Source organism: Pseudobutyrivibrio ruminis HUN009 (assembly GCF_000703005.1).
In the GTDB taxonomy this organism is placed as follows: Bacteria; Bacillota; Clostridia; order Lachnospirales; family Lachnospiraceae; genus Pseudobutyrivibrio; species Pseudobutyrivibrio ruminis_A.
In genome coordinates this window covers 1,352,522-1,376,418 of sequence record NZ_JNLH01000001.1, presented here as the reverse complement: position 1 = coordinate 1,376,418, position 23,897 = coordinate 1,352,522, and the positions used below count along the sequence as shown (strand labels likewise).

The 23,897-nt window shown below is 41.5% G+C and carries 19 protein-coding genes; all 19 read right to left on the bottom strand.

Annotation, left to right across the window (positions count from 1 at the left end; all coding sequences use genetic code 11):
* Positions 1 to 11: 11 nt before the first annotated feature.
* The 19 genes from BO15_RS0106295 to BO15_RS0106205 all read right to left on the bottom strand — a co-directional run bounded on the left by BO15_RS0106295 (position 12) and on the right by BO15_RS0106205 (position 23,816).
* Positions 12 to 1,073, bottom strand: coding sequence for an N-acetylmuramoyl-L-alanine amidase family protein (locus tag BO15_RS0106295; RefSeq protein ID WP_033153329.1), 1,062 nt, complete (start codon positions 1,071 to 1,073; stop codon positions 12 to 14).
* A 1-nt stretch (position 1,074) separates the two neighbouring features.
* On the bottom strand, positions 1,075 to 2,814 hold the full coding sequence (locus tag BO15_RS0106290) for a lectin like domain-containing protein (protein ID WP_033153327.1): 1,740 nt from the start codon (positions 2,812 to 2,814) through the stop codon (positions 1,075 to 1,077).
* A gap of 4 nt (positions 2,815 to 2,818) precedes the next feature.
* A complete protein-coding gene (locus BO15_RS0106285; RefSeq protein ID WP_033153326.1) occupies positions 2,819 to 3,970 on the bottom strand; it encodes a THUMP domain-containing class I SAM-dependent RNA methyltransferase in 1,152 nt (383 codons plus the stop codon).
* Between the two features lie 358 nt (positions 3,971 to 4,328).
* Positions 4,329 to 4,712 carry a response regulator gene (locus BO15_RS0106280; RefSeq protein WP_033153324.1) on the bottom strand — a complete coding sequence of 128 codons (384 nt, stop codon included), beginning with the start codon at positions 4,710 to 4,712 and terminating at the stop codon, positions 4,329 to 4,331.
* A gap of 124 nt (positions 4,713 to 4,836) precedes the next feature.
* Positions 4,837 to 5,838: a hydrogenase expression/formation protein HypE gene (gene hypE / locus BO15_RS0106275; RefSeq protein ID WP_033154735.1), complete on the bottom strand. Its 1,002-nt coding sequence runs from the start codon at positions 5,836 to 5,838 to the stop codon at positions 4,837 to 4,839.
* A 122-nt stretch (positions 5,839 to 5,960) separates the two neighbouring features.
* Positions 5,961 to 7,004: a hydrogenase formation protein HypD gene (gene hypD / locus BO15_RS0106270; protein ID WP_052169803.1), complete on the bottom strand. Its 1,044-nt coding sequence runs from the start codon at positions 7,002 to 7,004 to the stop codon at positions 5,961 to 5,963.
* A complete protein-coding gene (locus tag BO15_RS0106265; RefSeq protein WP_033153322.1) occupies positions 7,004 to 7,213 on the bottom strand; it encodes a HypC/HybG/HupF family hydrogenase formation chaperone in 210 nt (69 codons plus the stop codon). Before BO15_RS0106265 ends, hypD begins: the two co-directional genes overlap by 1 nt.
* A complete protein-coding gene (locus BO15_RS0106260; RefSeq protein WP_052169802.1) occupies positions 7,204 to 9,561 on the bottom strand; it encodes a carbamoyltransferase HypF in 2,358 nt (785 codons plus the stop codon). Before BO15_RS0106260 ends, BO15_RS0106265 begins: the two co-directional genes overlap by 10 nt.
* Positions 9,562 to 9,666: 105 nt before the next feature.
* Positions 9,667 to 10,080, bottom strand: a complete 414-nt coding sequence (locus tag BO15_RS0106255) for a 4Fe-4S dicluster domain-containing protein (RefSeq protein WP_033153320.1) — start codon at positions 10,078 to 10,080, stop codon at positions 9,667 to 9,669.
* 10 nt (positions 10,081 to 10,090) lie between these two features.
* Positions 10,091 to 11,170 carry a nickel-dependent hydrogenase large subunit gene (locus BO15_RS0106250; protein WP_033153318.1) on the bottom strand — a complete coding sequence of 360 codons (1,080 nt, stop codon included), beginning with the start codon at positions 11,168 to 11,170 and terminating at the stop codon, positions 10,091 to 10,093.
* Between the two features lies 1 nt (position 11,171).
* Positions 11,172 to 11,534 (bottom strand): NADH-quinone oxidoreductase subunit C, encoded by a 363-nt coding sequence (locus BO15_RS0106245; protein WP_033153317.1) that lies wholly within the window; start codon positions 11,532 to 11,534, stop codon positions 11,172 to 11,174.
* 12 nt (positions 11,535 to 11,546) lie between these two features.
* Positions 11,547 to 11,990, bottom strand: coding sequence for an NADH-quinone oxidoreductase subunit B family protein (locus BO15_RS0106240; RefSeq protein ID WP_033153316.1), 444 nt, complete (start codon positions 11,988 to 11,990; stop codon positions 11,547 to 11,549).
* 24 nt (positions 11,991 to 12,014) lie between these two features.
* Positions 12,015 to 12,890, bottom strand: coding sequence for an NADH-quinone oxidoreductase subunit H (locus tag BO15_RS0106235; RefSeq protein WP_033153314.1), 876 nt, complete (start codon positions 12,888 to 12,890; stop codon positions 12,015 to 12,017).
* On the bottom strand, positions 12,890 to 14,827 hold the full coding sequence (locus tag BO15_RS0106230; RefSeq protein WP_033153313.1) for an NADH-quinone oxidoreductase subunit L: 1,938 nt from the start codon (positions 14,825 to 14,827) through the stop codon (positions 12,890 to 12,892). Before BO15_RS0106230 ends, BO15_RS0106235 begins: the two co-directional genes overlap by 1 nt.
* Positions 14,828 to 15,002: 175 nt before the next feature.
* The gene (locus tag BO15_RS0106225) at positions 15,003 to 16,481 is read right to left on the bottom strand and encodes a 4Fe-4S dicluster domain-containing protein (RefSeq protein WP_033153311.1); all 1,479 of its coding nucleotides are present in this window, start codon (positions 16,479 to 16,481) and stop codon (positions 15,003 to 15,005) included.
* 29 nt (positions 16,482 to 16,510) lie between these two features.
* Complete coding sequence (gene hydF / locus BO15_RS0106220) at positions 16,511 to 17,698, bottom strand: [FeFe] hydrogenase H-cluster maturation GTPase HydF (RefSeq protein ID WP_033153308.1); 1,188 nt, start codon at positions 17,696 to 17,698, stop codon at positions 16,511 to 16,513.
* A 78-nt stretch (positions 17,699 to 17,776) separates the two neighbouring features.
* A complete protein-coding gene (gene hydG, locus BO15_RS0106215; RefSeq protein WP_033153306.1) occupies positions 17,777 to 19,219 on the bottom strand; it encodes a [FeFe] hydrogenase H-cluster radical SAM maturase HydG in 1,443 nt (480 codons plus the stop codon).
* A gap of 116 nt (positions 19,220 to 19,335) precedes the next feature.
* Positions 19,336 to 20,394: a [FeFe] hydrogenase H-cluster radical SAM maturase HydE gene (gene hydE, locus BO15_RS0106210; protein WP_033153304.1), complete on the bottom strand. Its 1,059-nt coding sequence runs from the start codon at positions 20,392 to 20,394 to the stop codon at positions 19,336 to 19,338.
* A 332-nt stretch (positions 20,395 to 20,726) separates the two neighbouring features.
* Entirely contained in the window at positions 20,727 to 23,816 is a 3,090-nt protein-coding gene (locus BO15_RS0106205) for a hypothetical protein (RefSeq protein ID WP_033153303.1), read from the bottom strand.
* Positions 23,817 to 23,897: the final 81 nt, after the last annotated feature.

The following is a 23,897-nucleotide window of genomic DNA, read 5'->3' as shown; positions in this document are numbered from 1 at the left end:
CCTTCTACAAATTAATATAAATATTCAATTACTGCATCGTACAAAGCCTTTGCAGCCTTTGCCTGATATTCAGAATCCTGCAGCAAATCCAACTCCTTTTGATTTGTCATAAAACCTACCTCTACAAGTGCAACTGGTGGCTCTGACATTCTAATAATATAGACCTCGTCGCCTACTACCGTGCCCTTCGACTTTGAGCCCAACTCATTTAAAAGATGCACAAGGCAAAGTGTTGAAAATGACTTTGATTCCCCGGTGGTATCTCCACCCTCGTACATAACTTCTGTACCGTTGATAGAAGACATTCTACCTGATGCAGTTGAATTGTTATGTACAGACAGGAATAAATCTGCCTCTGAATCGTTGGCCAGGCCAACTCTGTTTTCAAATGACGGATTGGTGTCGTCAGTTCGTGTATAGTAAACGCCAATGTTTTTATCAGTTCTGTCAAATAGTTTTTTCAACTCTAGCACTATGTCCAGATTCAAATCCTTTTCATATACGCCCTGCTTTGTGGCACCTGGAACATTTCCACCATGACCGGCATCTACCACCACTACATAATCGTAAATCTCATGTGGATCTACAAAGTCAAAGTAGATGTATTCGTCTTCAGAAGTCATCTGAACTTCCAAAACATCATCCATGGTGATTTCAATTACACCTACCAGATTTTCACTGTCGTAGGTTACGTCAACAATATTGTTTGACGCGCCACGCATAGGATAATTGCTGAAATAATCTTTTCCGATACCATCTATCGTAATTGCGATAGTTTTATCTACGTGGATGTTATCAATGCTCACACTGGCACTGGTAACATTTTGTGGCAAAGTTAATCTGATTTGGTGACCCTTCAAAACAGACTCCCTTGTAGCCGCACTTTCTTCCTGCAAAGCTTCCTCACTGGAGCGCAGCATATCCATAACAGATATTCTTCCTCCTGAAAGCTTTTCATCCTCCACTTGTAAAGCGATTATGTGCATATTCGGCACATAAATCAGCAGGCAACTCATCAAAATGGTGATTGCCAAAATAACAGCCGTAAAGGCTCCCATCACTTTTTGTTCCATATTATTCGAACACTTCCACAACATTATTTGCGTAGGCCTTGATGCAAAGGTTTGCCTGCACCACGTCCTCCACGTTCTCCCAATCTAAACCATTATTACTGATAAATCCCTTGCCGTCAGTAATGTCTACTGCCTGAGTCATAGAATCAGTTACATACTCAACTGCCAAAGGACGAACAGTATCAGGTGTATTCACATATAAAACTACTGCAAAGCTTTCTCCCTCTGCTACAGTCTTTGGGGAATTAAACTTGATAGTGTAATAACCCTTCTGTGAAACTGTACCTGATGCAACCAGCTCCTTCTCCGAAAGCGAGCTTGTGTTTTCGTAGTTGGAAACAAAATACACCTGATAGCTGGTGTCAGTGCCAAGTGCGTAAAAGCCTGCTGCCTCAATCTGCTGATCTGCATCAGCCACAAATGTGTTGGCACCATAAGCCCACTGCTTGCTATAGCCAATCTGTCCAACCCAACCACACAAATCACTTTGGTAAATATAATTGTATGTATTGTTGGTATCTATTTTGACATAAGATACCGCCTGGTTACCAATATTTGAATCATAGTAAGAAATATAGAAAACACCATCATCACCGAAGCCTGTGCCCCAACTGTTTTGGCAGATGAAAGCGCCATTAGCAGGAACATCCTCGCTGAAGTTTGATGCCGGATAATCGTCGTCCCATCCAATTATAACCACATCGTGATTTGGCTTTGCATTTCCTGTGTAGCAATATGAATTGGTTCTGCGATTGTAGCTGCTAGAACCTGTCAGATTTGATGTAGATACACTGGCATAAATGGATGTAGAAACGCCACCATACTGATATACTGCCCACTTTATCTCGTCCAGATTTTCTGCATCATAAAAATGAGCCTCCTGAAGGTGAATCTGATTCTCCTGAGTCTCACCAGTCAAGTTGGAAATAATTGCAGGTGTAGTATCACTCTCCTCTGTCTGCTCCTCCACTGGTCCCTGCCATGAAAGTAAGTATGCAAGGGCCATAGTGTATTTGCCGCCTGCCGACTGATCAAGGTCGAAGCTATTTTCATTTATCATTGAATCTACTGAGAAAAGATGCTGATGAACTGGAAGCAATGAAGACTCCAAGGCCTCCAACGAAGCACATGCCCAACATGTAGAAGTTGAACCCTGATTTCTGATTGTGCTGACGCGATTAACATCTCTAAGATCATAATCTCTAGGCAATGAAGGAACTTTGTTGTACTGAATGTTTACAGTGTATGTAGACTGGTCGTATTCATAAGCGTAGCCAAATGCCTTACACAAATCCTCAATGCCAATATAGAGCTCCCCTAAGTGCATAGAAGGAGCAATAGAAAGGTCGATTTCATCGCCATTTTCTGTGGCGCTTGTATTGTCTAAAATGTATTCGTATACATTGTCTGTTATCTGAACTAAAGCAGCAGACTCATCCTCCATAAAGGCTGAGCCTTTCAGCACAGAACGAATAAACTCTAAGGATCCAACTGGATTCAAAGAGTCGTCCAAAATGGCATAGCTCTGTGTATTAGAATACTCCTGTCCGTTGATGAAAATCTTGAGCTGATTTGAATCGTTAAGATTTTTGGACATAAGAGGATACAGCACATCCTCATTCAGTGCTGCTCCACGGAAAGTTTCTACTGCTGCGTATCTGTCATTCCAATTATTTAATTTCCAAAATAAAGTGATTGCCAATATTAAGGCAAACGCTAAAAATCTCTTGGAAAGTTTCATTTATTTAGTCCTTCTTCTTTGGCTTAGGTCCTAAAAACTGGTAGAAGTATGTCTTGATCATTCCGTTGTAGATTTTACGGTTCTTATCTGCCTTCTTGCCAATGGACTTTGGTGCATCCTCATAGCTGGTGATTACATACATAGACCAGCTATCCAAGGCTTTAAATGCATCTCCAAGCTTGCCGTAGATTTCTGGCAAATCCTTTTTGTCCTCCAAACGCTCACCGTATGGTGGGTTTGTAAGAATAAAGCCATACTTTTTAGGATGGCGAAGATTTGCAACATCTCTGGCCTGGAAATGAATCAGGTGATCAACCCCTGCTTGCTTTGCATTCAAGCGGGCTATCTTTACCATTTCAGGATCTATATCAAAACCTTGTAGGTCGCATTCGATATCTGTATTTACTTCTGCTCTGGCTTCATCCAAGCAATCCTTCCATGTCTGTGAATCGATAAGATTTGTCCAATCCATGGAAGTGAAGTCTCTGTTGAGACCAGGTGCAATATTTGCAGCCATCATAGCCGCTTCTATTAAAAATGTACCTGAGCCACAGAATGGGTCCACAAGGATTCGGTCTGCACGCCATGGTGTAAGCTCAATTAAAGCTGCTGCCATAGTCTCAGAAAGCGGAGCCTTGCTAGTGTATGTTCTGTAGCCTCTCTTGTGAAGAGGAACACCAGTAGAATCCAAAGTAACTACAACATCATCCTTTAATAAGAAGATTCTTACTGGATAGTCAGCACCATCCTCGTCAAACCAGTTGATATCGTAATATGATTTCATACGCTCAACCATAGCTTTTTTTGCGATGGACTGAATGTCTGTCAAAGAGAAAAGCTTACTTTTCACTGAAGTAGCTTTTGTAACCCAGAATTTGCCATCCTTAGGAATATATTCTTCCCATGGAAGGGATTTGATTCCCTGAAATAGCTCCTCAAATGTGGTGGCATGGAAACGGCCAACCTCAACAAGCACACGCTCTGCGCAGCGCAAATGAATATTTGCACGACATATAGCCTCCGCATCACCTGTGAAGGTCACTCTTCCGTCAGTAACTTCTGTAATGTCGTATCCCAAATCATATATTTCTCTTTTAAGTGGTGCCTCAAGTCCAAAATGACATGGGCAACTAATGGTAAAAATCTTCGTTTTCAAATAATATATAACACTCTTTCTTAATTGATTTTTCAAGGAAAACCTAGATAAAAATATCTTAAGCTACAGCCCATAACAAGTCAATGCAATAAAAATTTTTTAAATATTCTATTGCATTGGATAACCCGTTATATTATAATCTGAAACGTAACTAGGAGTTTCCTAGTTGCACCCTTATTAATTATTTATACTCCCCTCAAAAAGACCGAGTTCTCGGTCTTTTTACTTTCCCATTATTTTTTATAACAAAATCGAGTAATTCATCGTACACAATGAGTTTCCGTTGCGCACAACCAAAGTTTGCTATTTTTGCAAAAGAAAAGGACCGCTTTGCAGTCCTTTTAAACCATATTCAGTTCTACTTGAAATGTGCTAATGCCTCTGCAAATCGAACTTCATCAAAAGGTTTGATAACAAAATCCTTGGCTCCTGCCTCAATAGCTTCTATAACGTAGCACTTCTGACCCATGGCACTTACCACCAGAATCTTGGCTTCTGGATCAAATTCCATAATCTGCTTAATAGCATCTATGCCATTTGAACTTCGACCAATGGTATGTCCATCAACAGTCATTGTGATATCCATCGTCACTATATCAGGCTTTAACTCCTTGTATTTTTCAACCGCTGCATCACTGCAATCGGCCTCAGCTACAACAGTACAGCCATTTCTTTCAACTTCGCCTTTGACAACTGCTCTCATAAACTTTGAGTCATCAACAACCAGTACAGTTTTTCCCAAATGGCATCCTCCTCATTCATTCAACAAACGTATTTGGATGTGTAGGTATATTATAGCACAAGATGCCCCTATCTAATTATGAAATAAATGTTAAATATTAACGTCCTACTGGAGTTTGTAGGAGTTAACATATTCTAGGTAGACCCTCACCTTGCAAAATATCAAGAAAACGTCTGCCACCTATTTCTGTTTTCATTATAAGCGCACCTACCTCGCTGTCGTTTTCAGGTGTATTAACCGCTCCAATCATACATGCATTTTCGCCATATTTACATCCACGGATGATTTCCACTGCTTGCGCAGCATACTCCTTTGGAACTATGGCAACCAACTTACCTTCGTTTCCCATGTATAGTGGGTCAAGCCCAAGCAATCCACAGAAAGACTTTACCTGTGCCGATACAGGAAGCTTTTCCTGGAAAATCTCAAATCTAAGACCGCTTGCTAAGGCAAGTTCCTTTAATACTGTTGCTAGACCACCTCTTGTAACATCTCTTAATACATGAACTGGAATCTTATTTTCTATAAGCTTCCCTACCATCTCCTGAAGTGGGGCATTATCACTTTCGATTGTGTTCTTGATGCCCATTCTTTGGCTGAGAACCGTAGCATGATGGTCTCCAACATTTCCTGAGACAATAATCACATCATCATCCTGGGCGTTTTTTGCCTTGATGTCCACACCCTTTGGAACAAATCCAACACCAGCAGTGTTGATATAAATTCCTCCATTGCCTTCGATAACCTTTGTATCTCCGGCAACAATTTTCACTCCAGCTTCCTTTGCTGTAGCGGCCATGGATTTTACAAGGCGTCTAAGCTGCTCTATATCACAGCCCTCTTCCAGAATGAAACCGCATGTGATGTATTTAGGCGCAGCCCCGCGCATGCAAAGGTCATTAACCGTGCCGCAAATGCAAAGGCGACCTATATCTCCACCTGGAAATTCAAGTGGCGTAACCACAAAACTGTCTGTTGTCATGGCGATAGTGGCATCACCAGGCACTACAGCAGCATCCTCCATTTCTGAAAGAACGTCGCTATCAAACTGAGCTTCAAATATCTCTTTTATTAATTCTCCAGTTGCACGGCCACCTGAGCCATGCTCCATAATAATCTTATCCATATCTATTTTACCCATATTCCACAAACAATTACATTAACAAGCATTATGAACTTTTTACTCGACTAGAATGTCTCGTTCAAAGTTATAATAGCTTGTTAATTATTGTTTGTTCATTTAGTTATTTAATTGTTTATTAAATAGTTATTGAAACATGCGCCCTCTTCGGAAACCATGCAGGCCCCCTCCGGCGTCATTGGTGTGCACACCTTTCCAAATAATGGACAATCCTTTGGTGTAGCCTTGCCCATCAGGATATCGCCGCATCGGCATGCCTTGTTTCGCTTGTTATCTTCATCAAGCCCATCGCTTCCTGCATCAAAGCTTGCATATTCATCTCTCAGCAAAAGGCCGGAGCCTGGGATGATTCCCATGCCTCGCCATACCACGTCGGCAGGCCTAAAATACTTATTGAGCTGAGAAACGATTATATCGTTCTGGCCCTGTTCAACCACTGATGTGTAATAGTTTTTGACCTGCGGCTGATTGTTTATAACCATTTGAACCAAGCCATATATGCCTATAACTAGCTCCTTTGCACCAAAACCTGATACTGCAAAAGGTATGCTGTATTTATCTGCCAAATCGTTGAAATAATCGGCTCCTGTGACGGCGCTAACATGGCCTGGAGCAATGAAACCGTCTATCTGCGCACCATTGTCGCAAAGATATGAAATAGCTCCCGGCATTGTCTTTAAAGCTGTAAGAATCTTTATATTAGAAAGCCCCTTGGCAATTGCATTGTCTAAAAGCAATGTGTAGACAGGGGCAGTTGTTTCAAAACCTACTGCTGCAAAAACATATTCCCTATCCGGATGATTCTTTGCCAGTGCAAGAACATCCATTGGTGAATAAACCATCTCCACTGAGCCGCCCCGGCCCTTTGCTTCGTTCAAGCTTTCTTTGGAGCCTGGCACACGAAGCAAATCTCCAAATGTGGTGACTGTAGTGTTTGGCTCAAGACAAATATCTATTAGCTTGTCGATATAAGCTGTGGGTGTGACACACACTGGGCATCCTGGCCCTGACAAAAGCTGAATCTTATCAGAGAGAATATCCCTGATTCCATGAGTCGCTATGGCATGAGTGTGGCTTCCGCACACCTCCATCAGCCTGATTGGCTTGCCATCATAATTTCTTAAAAAATCTACAATCTCAGAGAACTCCATTAACCTTCTAGGCCTCCCATCAGCTCAATGATTTCCTCTGCTTCGTCCTTTTTCAAAGTCTGAATAACGCAGCCTGCATGAACTAGGGCGTAATCTCCCTCTTTAACATTTACAAGGCCTGCATATGCTTCAACTTCGTTTCCATTAAAGTCTACTGTGACCTTGCCGTCCTTTAATCTTTTTACTAAACCTGGTATTGCTACACACATTTTTCTACCTCTTTGTATACCTTTTCAAATTGTGATAAAAAAGCCTGCCCCAAACAGATTCCACCATCTCCCGGTGGCAACTGATTAGCTGTATATACTTTGAAGCCCAAGTCCTCTAGCTTACTGACAGTACTTTCCATCAGAATTCGATTTAAGAATGTTCCTCCAGATAATACTACCTGTTTATTCTTATCTAGATTATTCTCGTATTCCTTTGAAATTTCAACTATATAATCTGAAACTGCCTCTATAAAGCCTCTGGCAATTTCAGCTTTATCTACCCCATTTGATATCGCATATACGATATCACGAAACAACTCTTTTGTACAACCATCCGAATTCAAATGCAGTTTGTATGCCTTATTTGTTGTAGCCGCAATGTTTTCCAGTTCAATTGGAGCCTGCCCTTCGTATGAATTGTAATGACATATATCAAGAAGTGCCGACACAGCATCAAATAATCGTCCCATTGATGAAGATGTGACAGTGTTTATATTTTTATCAAGAGCTGCCATAATCAACTGGGTGTTCATGTTTATTTCTGTTGGCTGAAGACCGTTTCCATGAAGCATTGCTGTGAGGATTGTATCGCAGTTCTTTGCGCCTTCATCTCCGCCTATAAGTTTTACTGGCTTCAAATGAGCCACACGGTCCATCTGTTTATCTTTCCATAAGAAAGTCTCACCGCCCCATATGTTTTTGTCGTCACCATAGCCTGTTCCATCAAAAGCAAAACCTAGGAGTGTTCCATTTAGAGCGTGCTCTGCAATTACCGAAGCCACATGAGCTTTGTGATGCTGGATTTCTATATCAAAAGTGGAATTGTTTCTACTAAAATATCCAGGATGCTTATCCACAACACTTTTCTGTGGAGTAAAGCCAAATATTGTTTCCATGGCTTTCTTTTCCTTTTTATAGAACTCCTGGCAGCTGACTGATTCCATGTCTCCCAGATATTGACTCACATAGGCTAACCCATTTTTTACATAGCAAAAGCTGGACTTTAAATCCCCACCGGCTGCAAAAATCTCCCCTGGGATATCCACAGGAATTGGCGCTGGCACATGGCCTCGCCCTCGCCTGATGAATTGTTGCTTGCCCGCCACTACCTTCATTACAGAATCATCCATTGGGCGCAGGATTCGTCTGTTGTGGGATAAGATTGCTAGTGGTACGTCTCGCATCTCATCTGTTTCGGCCCGCTGTCGCAACCATTCTTCCATTTTATCATCGTCAGTTTCTAGCACATCTCCACTGGCATTTCCACTTGTCATGATAAGTGGCCCCAAAGCTTTGGTCAGGAGTATCTGCACTGGGTTGCATGGAAGCATAGCTCCTATATCTGGGCTTGTGAGACATACGTTGTCTGCAAGCTTTTGTTCTAATTCGTATTTACGTTTTACAAGGACAATAGGCCTCGCAGGGCTTTCCAGTAGCTCAGCTTCCTTTTCATTGATGTTGCAATATTCTTTTGCCTGCTCTAAATCATAAAACATCACCGCAAAAGCCTTGGCTTCGCGATGTTTTAGTAGCCTTAGATTTGCCACTGCTTTCTCGTTAAATGGGTCGCACACCAAATGATATCCACCGATATCTTTTACAGCTAGAATTCCACCATTCAGTATATGGACAATTGCATCTTTTAGAGGCATAAAATCCTTATTGGAATTGTCTAAAAATTCACTTGTGAACTTTCTGTGAACTATGTTTTTTGCAAGATATCCTGCATTTTGCAAGTTATCCACATTATTTTGGCCCGAAATAGCTGTAAATGAAAGTTTTGGCCCACATTTATTGCAAGCTATAGTCTGAGCATGACGCCTAATATCCAGCTTGCCTGTGTACTCTTTCTGGCACTCCGAACACATATCAAAATCCTGCATTGTAATGGTATCTCTATCATAGGGCAATCGCTCCAGTATAGAGTATCTTGGCCCGCAAACTGTGCAGCTAATAAAAGGATGCAAGTATCTTCTGTTGGTAGAGTCCAGCAGCTCCTTCTTGCAGTTCTCACAGGTTGCAATGTCCGCTGGGATGAGAGGAAGGTTTGCCTGGATATCCTGGTCGGATTCAACTATGGTGAAGCCTTTGCCTTCCAGTTCCGATGTTTCGGCAGCATCAATCTCTTCCACCTCAACAGATGTTACAAAGCCCCCCGTCGGCACTTCCACTGCCAATCGACTTTGCAATTCTCCCAGTTTCTCCTCGTCTCCTGATGCGCACACCGTCACAATTCCTCCGGTATTTCGCACCCATCCATCTATATTCAATTCATCTGCCAGCTTAGCCACAAAAGGACGATACCCTATCCCCTGGACCAAGCCCTTGACTGTGAATTTCTTTATCATATAAATATCCTATGTTATTTCAATCGTTATTATTCTTAACAAGCAAACGCTCCCAGCCACAGCCAGGAGCGTTTAAATAATCATGTTTGATAACAAAACAAGGCACTAAGCCTCTGGCTTTGTCCCGCCTGCAGGAGCTGTTGCAGCGGCTGGCTTAGCAGCAGGCTTTGGTGGCTCATAAGGCACTTCTACTGAGTAGTTGAACTTCTCAGGGCCTGGCTCCTGATAGCCTGGTGTAATAGATAAACATTTCTTTGGGCACTTCTCTGTGCAGTAGCCACACTGGATACAATCAAAGCGATTGATAGTCCATGTTTTCGCTGCTCTGTCAACTTTTATTGCTCCTGGTGGGCAGCTGCGCATGCACATACCGCAAAGAATGCACTGATCTTTATTAATGTCTACATGACCTCTTGTGCGCTCTGGATACTCTCTTTGTACAAAAGGATACTGAGTAGTAGCAGGCTCAGAAAAGAGGTTCTTTAACACTTGTTTTGTAAAAGGCAATATCTGTCCCATAATCCTCCTCCTATCTCTCGGTACAACTTATACAAGGGTCTATTGTGAGCACCAGCAATGGTACATCGCCATACTGGCATCCCTGAAGTGTTTGAGTAAGAGCTGGGATGTTGGCGAAGGTAGGGGTGCGGACTCTGAAGCGATCAAGGAACTTTGTTCCGTTTGCACGTACATGATAGAACGCCTCTCCACGTGGCTGCTCAACGCGGATGAATGACTCACCGTTTGGCATGCCTGTAACCTTTGTATTGATTTCTGTATCTGGAATCTTGGCAACGCACTGTCTGATGATATCGATTGACTGGAAGAGCTCTCCGATACGCACTTCGCAGCGAGCGTACGAATCACACTTGTTAGATGTGATTACCTCGAAATCAATATCATTGTAAGCTGCATAGCCGTTCTTTCTCATATCAACATTGATGCCCGAAGCTCTCATCATAGGGCCTACAGCGCCACGACGAATAGCGTCCTCTCCAGTGATGATGCCCACATCTACAAGACGGCTCTTTACTGTGTAGTCGTCAAGGAAGATGCTTGTTGTCTCACGGATTTCCTTTTCCATATCATCCAGCTGACGAACGAAATCCTTAAGCATATCATTTGGCATATCCTTCAGCACACCACCGATTGTGTTTACTGAGAAAATAACGCGGCCACCTGTTGATGCCTCAAACATATCAAGAATCTTCTCACGAAGTCTCCATGAGTGCATGAACAATGACTCAAATCCAAAGCCATCGGCAAGAAGTCCCAGCCAAAGCAAGTGGCTGTGAAGGCGGCTCATCTCTGCCCAAATTGTACGTAAGTAATCTGCACGACGAGGAACCTCTACGTTCATAATATCCTCAAGTGCCATGCAGTAGCTCATGCCGTGCATGAATGAACAGATTCCGCAGATTCGCTCTGCCACATATACCATCTCATTGAAATCCTTCTTGCCTGTAAGGCTTTCAAGTCCTCTGTGGATGAATCCGATAGAAGGAATTGCTGCCAAAACCTTCTCGTCCTCCAAAACTAAATCAAGATGGATTGGTTCAGGAAGGACAGGATGCTGTGGGCCGTAAGGTACTATACTTCTGTTTCCCATACTACTTATCCTCCTTTTCGATAAATGGCGTCTCTACATCGATGCGATAAAGCTTATCGTGTAAATCCACCTTGATATTTTCTACGTTGAGTCCCCAAAGCTCGTGCATTTCATTCTCATAATATATTGCTGATTTGTATACACGAGAGATTGATGGGACCTCTTCATCACGCTCAGCGATGAGTCTGTAATTTGCAAAATCGTATCCATTTGCAAATGAATACGTTACTTCATAATGATTTTCTGCTTTTGGGAATGAGCAGCAAATCTGGCAAAGTCTCCAAAGAGCATTCTTCTTTTCCATGATTACCTGGAGGAGCTCAGCCTTGTCGATTAAATATAAATCCTTTTTTAATTCTTGCATGATTTCCTCCTACTAATTAGCCTTCTGCTCTGCCTTAAGAGCCTCTGCCTTTTCTTTGAACAGGCCGATGCCCTTTACAACACCATCTATAATTGACTCTGGTCGAGCAGCACATCCTGGGACGTAGATGTCTACAGGAATAACTGTGTCAGCGCCACCTTTGATGTTGTAGCACTCTTTAAAAATTCCGCCTGTGCATGCACATGTACCAACAGCGATTACAACCTTTGGCTGTGGCATCTGCTCGTAAATCTGCTTTACAACAGCTTCATTCTGAGAATTGATACCACCAGTAATGAGGAAAATATCAGCATGCATTGGGTTACCTGTGTTGATAACACCAAATCTTTCTACATCGTAAACAGGTGTAGTACAAGCTAAAACCTCTATATCACATCCATTACAGCTACTTCCATCATAGTGAAGGAGCCATGGTGATTTATGTATTGTACTCATTTCTTATCCTCCTAACTCCAAACATTAACCCATGATAATCTCTAACAAGAAGAGATTCATACCAGCTGCAACGATTGTTACGCCCCAAGCAAGCTTGAGCATAAGCTGCCATTTTACTCTTGCAGATGTGTTGTCGATGAGAATTTCAAGGAACCACACAACAAGAATTGCAACGATAGCGCCAATCGCTGAAAGTGGGTTGCTGTTAAGGAAGAATAATCCAACTATGCCAAGAAGGATTGCATTTTCGTACCACTCAGCAAGTGTAACCATTCCGTACTCCTTACCTACCATCTCGGAAGTCACGCCCTTGATGACCTCCTGATGAGCATGATGAGATGTGGAAATGTCGAATGGTGACTTCCTAAATTTGATTGTAAGAATAAATACAAAGCCTACAAAAAATCCTGGCAAGTAAATGATGTTGGAATATGTTGAATTCATCACTATCTCATTTACATTGAATGTTTTTGTAGCCAGATAAAATCCAACTGCCACCAACAATTCCATTGGCTCGCATGACATAATCTGCACCAGTTCTCTGTGCGTTCCCTGAGAAGAGTATGGTGAGTGAGTTGATGTAGCTGCCAAAATCAAAAACATTGCTGCTGTTGAAAGTGAAAATACAACAAGTAATAAATCAAAGCCAGCGAAAAAGATTACTCCTGATAGTACGATAAAAAATACGTATGAGTAAATCATAAATAGCTGCTGCTTGTTTGCTGTTAAAAATTCTTTTTCAAAAAGCTTTTTGATATCGAAGAAAGGCTGGAGAACCGAAGGTCCACGTCTTCCCTGCATACGTGCAGAAATCTTTCTATCGAAGCCATCTAAAAGTCCGATAACAAAAGGTGCTAAAAGTACATAAAGTACTGCAATTATAATTCGAGTTGTAGTCATTAGAACGCACCTCCTATCACGATAATCATATAAACAATAATGATAAATGTGGAAATCATTATCGCAGGAGTGAACAGCTTCTTCTCACCCATGATGTCTTCCATGTAGAAGTTTGCAATGTGCATCTCCTTTGGATCACCTGTGGCTGATACGAAGTTGAAGTTGTCACCAGCATTGGCACCACCCATGTATGTGATAACCTGCTTTGCTTTTTGTCCCTTTGTCAGAACATAGTTTACAAATGGGACCACAAAGATGCCTACCAAAAGTACAATCATGATGACCATATTCTGGTATGAGATAACCTGTGTTGCTGTGCCAAACATATCATTTGAAAGTGGCTTTAACACATGCTTTGACAGCCATGGGAACCCAAGGATAAGTGCGAGCATCATAAATGCATGGAAGAACATCGAAATATACTCGTTCTTCTTTGTAAGATCTCGTGACTTTTCACGTGGTGAAGCTCCAAGAATCTTTGACATCCACTTTGTCCAATAAAACATTGTAGTTGCTGAACCAAAGCAAATGAAAAGTACCATAAGTGTTGATACATAAACCGATGTAGTATCAATAAATGCCTTAAGTGCTGCCCACTTAGAAATAAGCATTCCAAATGGTGCAAGGAACATGCCTGCGATACCAATCATAAGGATTACAGCTAGCTTAGGGAAGATTGAAATCAATCCCTGCATATCCTCAACGTCGCGGCTGCCTGTTGTGTTTTCAATAGCACCAACGCACTGGAAAAGCATAGACTTTGAAACAGCATGGAAAATCACAAGAAATACTGCTGCCCAAATTGTCTCCTCATAGCCGCAGCCTGTACATGCAACTATAAGACCAAGGTTCGAAATTGTAGAATAAGCCAGCACCTTCTTGCCATCAGAAACTGATATAGCAAGGCAAGATGCAGCAAGGAATGTGAAGCCACCAATAAGGGCTACCATGTTTCCTACATAGTTATCTGCCATTGCAACAGATATTCTGATTAACAAATAAACACCAGCTTTTACCATTGTCGCACTATGAAGAAGTGCAGATGATGGTGTAGGCGCAACCATGGCACCAAGCAACCATCCTGAGAATGGGAACTGTGCCGATTTTGTAAGTGCCGCAAAAGCCAAGCATGCTATTGGAAGCATGTTTCTGATGTTGGTAGGATCTGCCTGAACTAAATCAATATAGTCAAACAGATTTACAGTTCCATACCATAAATATCCAACTGAGATTGCCGCTGCCAATCCACATCCACCAAGCAAGTTCATCCATAAAGCCTTAAATGAATTGTTTATAGCCTCATCAGTTCTTGTATATCCAATCAACAGGAATGATGTTACAGATGTGATTTCCCAGAAGAAATACAGACTACATAGATTTGCTGAAAATACCAAACCAAACATAGCACCAAAAAATACAAATATCATGGCCAAGAAAAAGCTTCTTCTATCCTTTAGCTCTTTGTGATGATGAATGTGATAGCCATGCATATATCCCACTGCGTACACTCCAATCAATGTACCAACAATTCCAATAATCAAAATCATAATCAATGTGAGATAATCAAATCGCATTGTGTAACTGTTTGGAATTTTGGGCCCTGCCAGCTCCAAAACGGTTGGTATCACTGTGGATACAATGGTTAGCAAAGATATAATTGTCTTCTTATACTTTGCACAAAGATACATAATGAAAAACATTAAAAGAATATCGCCTACAAGGAAAACATGACTGAATGTTTCCTGGTATGGTAATGAGAAATTCAGTGTTTGGCCGCCAGCCCTAAACCACTGAACCGCTGTAATGATGGATAGAATCATTACAATTGCGCATCCTAGATAGACAAAAAAAGCCCTGCATTTTGAATGATGAATCAATGCAGGAAAAATTGCCCACAGAAATGGCAGACAGATTAACGCTGTTACTAGCATTTCCATATGTTATTAACCTCCATAGTATTACATTATATCTTTTGATATATTTTTAACACATCAGATATACTATACCACAAATTTACTAACATAGCGTTGATTTTTTTATCTTTTTATGGTTATTTTTCCACAAAAATACACCCTGTCAGAAAACTCTCCGACAGGGTGTAAAAATTATAATTTATTCCATATGTCCGTCTCTGTACATTGAGAACTTATCCATTGGGTAATTCTTAAGGTTTTCAAGAATCTTACGTCCATCAGCCTTGCCAATAAGACCTGTTCTAGCCTTAAGGATTTCTCTCTCAGCCTTGTGCTTAGAAGGTCCGCCAACGCAACCTCCATCACAAATCATTCCTTCGATGAAGTCTACATCAAGCTTACCGCTCTTAAGAAGCATAAGCGCCTTTTTACATTCAGCACCACCTGCACACTGCATAAGCTTGATATCGTCTGTGTTCTGTCCACGCTCCTGCATACACTCGATAACAGCCTTTGCAACACCGCCTGAAGAAGCAAAATTCTTACCAAATGTTGATGACTCCTGATAGTTCTCCTCTACTGGCTCAAACTCTACGCCCTTTGAACGCATAAGTGCACGAAGCTCACCAAATGTGATAACGTAATCTGCATTTCCTGGAACTGACTCATCAGCAGCCTCAGACTTCTTTGCAATACATGGTCCAACGAATACTGTAACAACGTCATCTCCCTGTGTAGCCTTAAGAAGACGTGAGATAGCACACATAGGTGAAATTGTTGAAGACATGTTGTTCTCGAACTGCTCTGGGAAGTGCTTTCTAAGCATGTTGATGAAAGCAGGGCAGCAAGATGTTGTCATCTTACGTCCTTCTTCCTTTGCCTCAAACCACTCAGCAGACTCGTAAGCAGCTGTCATATCTCCACCGAGACCTACTTCTACCATGTCTGTGAATCCAATCTTCTTGCAAGCTTCCTTAACTGCTGCCATAGAGATGTCCTCACCGAACTGTCCCTCTGTAGCAGGTGCGCACATAGCGTAAACCTTCTTGCCTTCAAGGATAGCCTTGATGATATGTACAAGATATGTCTTTGATCCGATAGCACCAAATGGGCAGCTATGGATACAGTGACCACATGAGATACACTTCTCATCATCGATTACGCAGTGACCGTACTCATCGTAAGAAATAGCGCCAACTGGGCAAGCCTTCTTACATGGTCTCTCAAGGTGAACGATTGCTCCGTAAGGACATTCCTTAGCACACATACCGCACTCTTTACATTTTGAAGGATCGATATGCATTCTGTTATCACCTGGAGCGATAGCGCCAAACTTACAAGAGTTGAGACATGCCTTTCCAAGACAGAAACGGCAGTTATCTGTAACTGAGTATGATGCGATTGAGCAGTCATCACATGCAGGCTGGATAACCTGTACTACGTTCTTAGAATCTGGGTTAGTAGGAAGATTCTCGGCGCATGAAAGGATAACACGCTGTCTTACGATTTCGCGCTCCTTGTAAACGCAACAACGATATGTTGGTCTTGGGCCAGGGATGATTTCATAACAAACCTGTTCCTTGTGAGAAGCATCGAGCTCACCCTTCCAAGCAAGCTTACACACTTCTTCCATGATGTTGTGCTTTAAACGCACAATACTTTGATCTGAAGTTACCATATTTTTCTCCTTTTACATTGTTTGCCAGTTTAATTTAAAACCTCTAGACTTCTGTCTAATATTCCATTGAAATGGGCAATGGCCATTCCATAGTTTACTATTGGAACCCCCTGCTCCACGCAATGCTTAGTTCGACTTTGCATCTCGCTAGCATTAATCATGCAGCCCCCGCAATGAACTACTAATTTATATTTTGATAAATCCTCTGGAAATTCATTTCCTGAAGAAAATTCAAAATCAACATCCTTACCTGTGTGCTTTCTAATCCATCCAGGTAATTTTACTGTGCCAATGTCATTGCACTGTCTGTGATGTGTGCAAGCTTCGGCAATCAAAACCTTATCATTGTCCTGCAGATTTTTAAGTGCAGCGACGCCCTTTAGCTGGGTGTTAAGGCTTCCTCTGTATCTTGCCATCAATATGCTAAATGATGTCAAAAGTATATTTTCAGGCACCATCTTTGATACTGTTTCAAATGCTTGTGAATCAGTAATAACAAGTGATACCGATTTATCTTCATTAAGTACCTCTGTAAGCTCTTCTGGCTGGCAGCAGATGGCTTTGCATCTGTGGTCCAGCAAATCTCTGAGAACCATTTGCTGAGGCAAGATGATACGTCCCTTTGGGGCCGATTCATCAATTGGAATGACAAGCACAACTGTGCTCTTTTCTGGTACTAAATCAGCGACGAGTGGTGGCTCTGTAATCTTTGGAGCAAGCTGAAGAAGTGCCTGCTTTACAGCCGCCATATCATCTGTTGTGGCATCCACATAAAGAAGCTTTTCCTCTGATGACAGTTCCTCAAAAGGATGACCTGCCACCTCATCCACGTGATTTTCAATGATGATGTATGGCACCTTGCGTTCCTTAACCATCTTTAGGAAATCAACCTCTTCTTCTGTGAGGTGGTCTGCTCTGGCATCAAGTACCAAAACAACGATATCCATCTCATCAAGGATGCGGTATGTTCTTTCTTTTCTAAGCTCACCTAGCTCTCCCTCATCATCGAAACCAGCTGTATCAATAATGACAACTGGCCCCAATGGAAGAAGCTCCATAGTCTTTCTAACTGGATCTGTGGTGGTACCCTTGTGCGCAGACACAAGTGATACCGCCTGATTTGTAAGCTTATTTACAATGCTTGATTTACCTGCATTTCTAATTCCAAAGAAGCCAATGTGAACACGCTGGCCACTAGGTGTATTATTCAAGGACATTTTATTTTTCCTTTACCAAGACTTAGACATTATGATTATACAAAATAACTTTGTCTATTTTATTAAAAATCTGAGAACTTAGAAGCGGAAATCACGTCTGTCTGAGTTCTTAATAGCTTCGATATTTTCAAGAGCTGTCTTTCTAACATTTTCCTTAGGAATCTTCTTGAGCTCGTCTTCAATCATCTTGTAGCCGATTTCTCTTGTCTCCTCTGAAGCGTAGTCAACAAGGTACTCTGTAAGAGTCATAAGAGCGTTTGGATGGCAGCAGTTGATAATCTGGCCGCTCTTGCAAAGTGACATGAATCTGTCACCAGTACGTCCTGCACGGTAGCAAGCTGTACAGAATGAAGGGATGTGACCAGTCTCCATAAGCCAACGAACAACCTCATCAAGTGTACGCTGATCTGAAACATCAAACTGCTCTGTATCGTGTGGTCTCTCCTCTTCTGTGTAGCCACCTACTGATGTACGGCTTCCACCTGAAACCTGTGAAATACCAACCTGAAGCATCTTGCGACGAACTTCCTCAGACTCACGAGTAGAAATAATCATACCTGTGTAAGGAACTGCGATTCTGATACAAGCTGCAATCTTTGTGAACATCTCATCTGGGATTGAGTTGTCGAATGCCTCTGGATTGATGTCGTCAGCGTGCTTTACACGTGGAACTGAGATTGTGTGAGGGCCTACGCCGTGAACAGCCTCAAGGTGCTCAGCGTGCATAAGAAGTCCTGCGAACTCATACTTGTAGCTTTCAAGTCCGAAGAGAACTCCAAGTCCTACATCGTCGATTCCACCTTCCATAGCACGGTCCATAGCCTCTGTATGGTATGCGTAATCGTGCTTTGGTCCTGTTGGGTGAAGCTCCTCATAGCTCTTTTTGTTGTATGTCTCCTGGAAGAGGATGTATGTACCGATTCCTGCTTCCTTGAGCTTGCGATAGTTTTCAACTGTTGTAGCTGCGATATTTACATTTACACGACGGATATCGCCATTCTTGTGGTGAATGCTGTAGATTGTGTTGATGCACTCGAGGATGTACTCGATTGGGTTGTTTACAGGATCCTCACCAGCTTCGATGGCAAGTCTCTTGTGACCCATATCCTGAAGTGCGATAACCTCAGCCTTAACCTCTTCCTGTGTAAGCTTCTTGCGGCCGATGTGCTTGTTCTTTGCGTGATATGGACAGTAAACACAACCATTTACACAATAGTTTGAAAGATAAAGTGGTGCAAAGAGAACGATACGGTTGCCATAGAAAGCATCCTTGATTTCCTGTGCTACCTGATACATCTTTTCGATGTATTTAGGCTCCTCGCATGCCAGTAAAACTGATGCCTCACGGTGAGTAAGACCTTTGCATACACATCCTTCTGCTGTCTTTACTGGACGAGCCTTTTCTAGTAATTCTTCGATTAACTCGAAGTTGTTCTTATTTGCCTCTGCATACTCAATAGTATCTAAGATTTCCTGATTGTCGATAAACTCTTCTGCTTTTAAAGATTTTACATTGTACATTTTTATACCTCTACTCAACATCCTGCTAGTTAAAGTAACAAGCATTATGATTTCTTCCGTCGACTAACATGTCTCCTTCAGAAATATAATAGCTTGTTACTTACTAGCTAAATTAACTAAATTATAAAACCAGCTCTGTTTCCAGGGTCAGTAACAATTTTATACCCAATACTCTCCATGCGCTGGCCTAAGCAGCCTAAGCACTCGGCAGCTTCCTCTCCTGTGCAAATCTTATTATCGTATAAAGCGTATTTTTTTCTAACACCGGTAGGTGAAAGATTTGGCATGACTACATTTGCGCCAGCCTTTATCCCCATTTCCCTGCCCTTTGGATGAATTGTGCCAAGGGCTGTGGTGGCTGGAAGTAGTACCTGCGGATAAATCATCCTTAGTAATGAAAGACAAAACAGTGTTGTCTCCAATGTGCCACTAGGGCTATTTGCAAATGGTGTTTCCTTATGGCTAATGAATGGACCTATGCCACACATATCTGGCTTGAATTCTTCAACGAATTTCAAATCCATAGCTAAGTCATAAGTGGTCTGGCCAGGTGATTCCACCATGAAGCCTGCACCAACCTGATAACCAATCTCTTTAAGATTCTTCAAGCATTCCATGCGATTATCCCATGAAAGCTCTGCCGGATGAAGCTTTGCATAAAGCTCTGGGTTGGCAGTTTCATGCCTGAGCAAGTAGCGTCTAGCACCTGCCTCGTAGTACTTTTGATAGCTTTCCTTTGAGCGTTCCCCGATGGAAAGGGTAACAACCATATCCTCATGGGATACCTTTATTCTGCGAATGATATCGCATATATCCTCATCGCTATATGAGAAATCCTCACCGCCCTGTAGGACGATAGTTCTGAAACCAAGTGCGTAGCCTTCATCGGCGCACTCTACAATGGTATCAGCCGAAAGACGGTATCTCTCACAGTTGTGATTGTCTCTTCTGATTCCGCAGTATAAACAGTTGTTTCTGCAGAAATTTGTGAACTCCACCAGACCTCTGATGAAAACTTTATTTCCATAATGCTGATTTTGAAAGTGGCGTGCATACTCTGCTGCAAGATCCATCAGCTCCTGATTGCGGTGATCAAGTAAATACTGGTACTCTTCGGTCTGAAGTGAATGTTCTGTATTTAATTTATCTAATAACTGTCTTGCTTTTGTATCCATAAATTAATTGATAAAAAATATCGTTTATTTTTTCACAATCAATACTATACCATAAAACTATATAGCTTTTTTGTTTATTCTTTCATTTTGCTGTTCTTTTTTGTATACAAAAATTTACTAGAAAAAAGAGAGCTGGCAACCGCTGCCAACTCTCTCTTTTTTCGTAGGATAATTATTGTTGTTTACTCAATTGGAGCTTCTTTAACTGCTTTCTGGTTTTATGATTCTCCAACATCGTCTTTATCATCCTCACTTTCAGAATTAGAACCTTCATAACCTCTTAACCTCACCCTTCGAATTTTATTTAAGTAATTGTCGCAGTTAAAACCTAATTACTTAATCTTCTTTGCATTTGCCTTCTTCTTAGCATATGCTGTAGTTCCTGTAAGAACTGCAATGATAAGGAGTAACCATCCCCACCATGTTCTTGCGAAGAATCCCTTCTGAGCTTCTCCTGCAAGTGGTACTAAATCTTCTTCAACTGTTGTTGTATCTTCTGTATCCTCAACTACTGCATCATCTGCATCGCCACCTGCAAGTGGTGTCTCAGCATCGTTGATTGTAGTTGTGTTATCGTTTGCTGCAACTGTTCTAGCTCTACGAGCTCTTCTTGCCTGGCCTGCTGCAGGTACTGCATCATCAGGAATAACTTCCTCATCTGCTTCTTCAACAGTTGTTGCTGTTGTAACTGATGGATATTTAACAGGCTCACCTGCTGGAATATAGATTGCAGGATACTTAGCATCATATGCATTCTTTGTATCATTAAGAGCTTTCTTAGCGTCATCCAGATTCTTCTGAGCGTTATTCTTATTACTTTCTGCAATTGTAAGAAGCTGTTCCCATTCAGCAACTAATTCTTCCTTCTCGGAATCCTTATCTAATTCTTCAAGCTTAGCCTGAATTGCATCTACCTTTTTCTGCGCATCGTCTAATGCTGTCTGAGCGTCATCAATTTCCTTAAGAAGTTTCGCATAAGCCTTTACTTTGTCCATAAATGCTGTGTAACCAGAACCCTCCGCATCAGAAATCTGTGTAGTACCATTCTTCTTTTCTGTTTTATATGTTGTGATTGTCTTGTTGTAGCTTAACGAAGCCTGATACCAATCCTCATATTTGACATTGCTTTTGCTTACATCCATGCCAGTTGCGTCCATATTTTTGAGCTGTTCATTAACAGCAGCTTGAGCATCTTTTAGCTTGTCATAGTGTGTAGTTTGATCTGCTACATCTGTTGCAGCCACATAATATATTTTTGCCTTTTTCCAATTTCCGTCAGCCCAATCAAAATCGACATATATTCCACCGATACTTTCAACATATGCTTTCGCATTTTCTCTAGCTTCATCCTCTGCCAATTTAGCATTACCACCAAAGAAGTTATATATCTTTTTAAATTGATCAGCTACCACTCCCCATGTGTTGAAATGATTATCAATATGGGCTACTTTATCATAAGATATTTCATAGGATCCTTTTACATTATACTCTATGGAAAGACCTAAATTATTAACCTCTTTGCTGGTCCATGCAGCATCATCAGTTTTGTAGCTGTAATTATAGTACTTATACTTATTTCCATATTCTTCTTTTATTTTACCTTGTGCATAGCCTTTAACATCATCAATACATTCCTTGCCTTTGTTTGGATTCCATGCGGCATCAAAGTTATTCTTATTTACTTTCTTTACATCAGTATATCTAGCAATAAAGTTACCTACAGCTGTGTATGTGGTATTCTTTGTTAGAAGAACTTCAAACTCTGCACTACCAACTAAGCCAATGATAGCTTCCTTGATTCTTTCTGCTTCATCTGCATCTTCAAAGTACTCTTTAGTAACAACTGGCTCATTGTTAATATAAATAGTAATTCCATTAAGGTTTGTGCCTTTAACAGCCTTGATGTAATTTCCCTTTTCATCAAAGAAGTGTGTAATCTCTCCAGCATAATCATCTGCAGCATCTTTATCGTTATTACCGAGCACAACATATTCAAAAGGAGTATTTGCCAACTGCTCTTCTTTAAGTTCTTCAGCAGTCTTGTATTCTACTTTCTCAACACCTTCAACTGTCGTCGTGATAGCATATCTTTTTACAGCAGTACGAGCGGATACCTTTGCTTCCATTTCCTGCTTTGTAAAAGCATAATCTGTAGTAGTGCCATCATTATCTTTTACTGTATAAGTGTAAAGAATCTCGTTGATTTCAAAAGTGCCATCCTGCTTAATTGAATATGTATACTCTCTCTCAATTGTCTTGCCAGTGCTGTCCACATAAGAAACTACATACTTGTCATACTTGTCATCTTTGTCATCTGCTTTTGTAACTGTAATTTTAGCTGCACCGAAATCTATTTTATCGTTTTCGTCCTTTGTGAGTACATCTGCATATGCTGTTGGGATGTAATAATATCTCATAATTGCATCCACATAAGCCGCTGTATCTGTATCTTTATTCTTCTCGGCTGTAAGAATAGCATCAGCACCAGCATTAGCAAAATCCTTCTCTGCATCTTCCAGAGCAGCCTTTAACTCAGAGAGCTTATCAGTTGCAGCAGTAAGCTTTTTTTCTGCTGCATCTAAATCATCGGAAAGATTCTGTTTCTTGGTAATATACTCTTGACGAGCAGAATTTAAATCTTTAACGGCCTGATTATAATTCTCCAATTTTGTCTCATAATCACTCTTGGCTGTTTCAAAATTCTTTTCAGCCTTGGCTACTGAAGACTCTGCCTTTGCAATAAGACTATCTGCTTCATCCTTTGTTCCTGTAGCAACAGCCTGAGCCGCAGCCTTAACATCATTATTAGCCTGTGTAATGTCACCATTTGCGCTAGTAGCCGCAGCTGTAGCTTCGACTAAAGCTGTACCAGCTTGAGAATTTGCGGTATCCATATCTTCTGCAGCCTGGTTTAAATCTGCTGCATCAGAATCTGCTTTAGCAATCTCTGTTCCAGCTGCCTGTGCATCATCTTGAACTGCTTCTGCTCCCTTTTCATAAGTAACAGAACCACCTTCAATATATTTACTATCATATGTGTCAGAAGTAATATCTTCGTCCCCTGCTGCGTCAACAACATCCTGAACTTCTTCAAGAGTAGTTTTAGGTGCTACAGGAGTAGCAGGCTCTGCTGATGGTGTTGCAGGAGTAGCAGGCTGTACATCTGCTGATGGTGCTGCAGGAGTAGCAGGCTGTACATCTGCTGATGGCTGTACTCCGTTGTAACTAGCATTAAGAGTAGCTGTATCATTAGCAACTACTGCTTCAGGCGATGGTGTAACCACTGGCTCAACTACCGCTCCTGTATCCGCTGGCTGTCCCCCTTCTGTTGACTCCTCTGCAAATACAGGTACGCTAAGTGAGCTTGCAATTGTGATCGCTGATAAGCCAACTGACATTGCTTTTACTACATTCTTCTTCATACGTATAAATTCCTTTCCCTAAACCGTACATTACACATTGTTAACATTCCATGATTGTTATGTGAACGTTGCGTGAACATC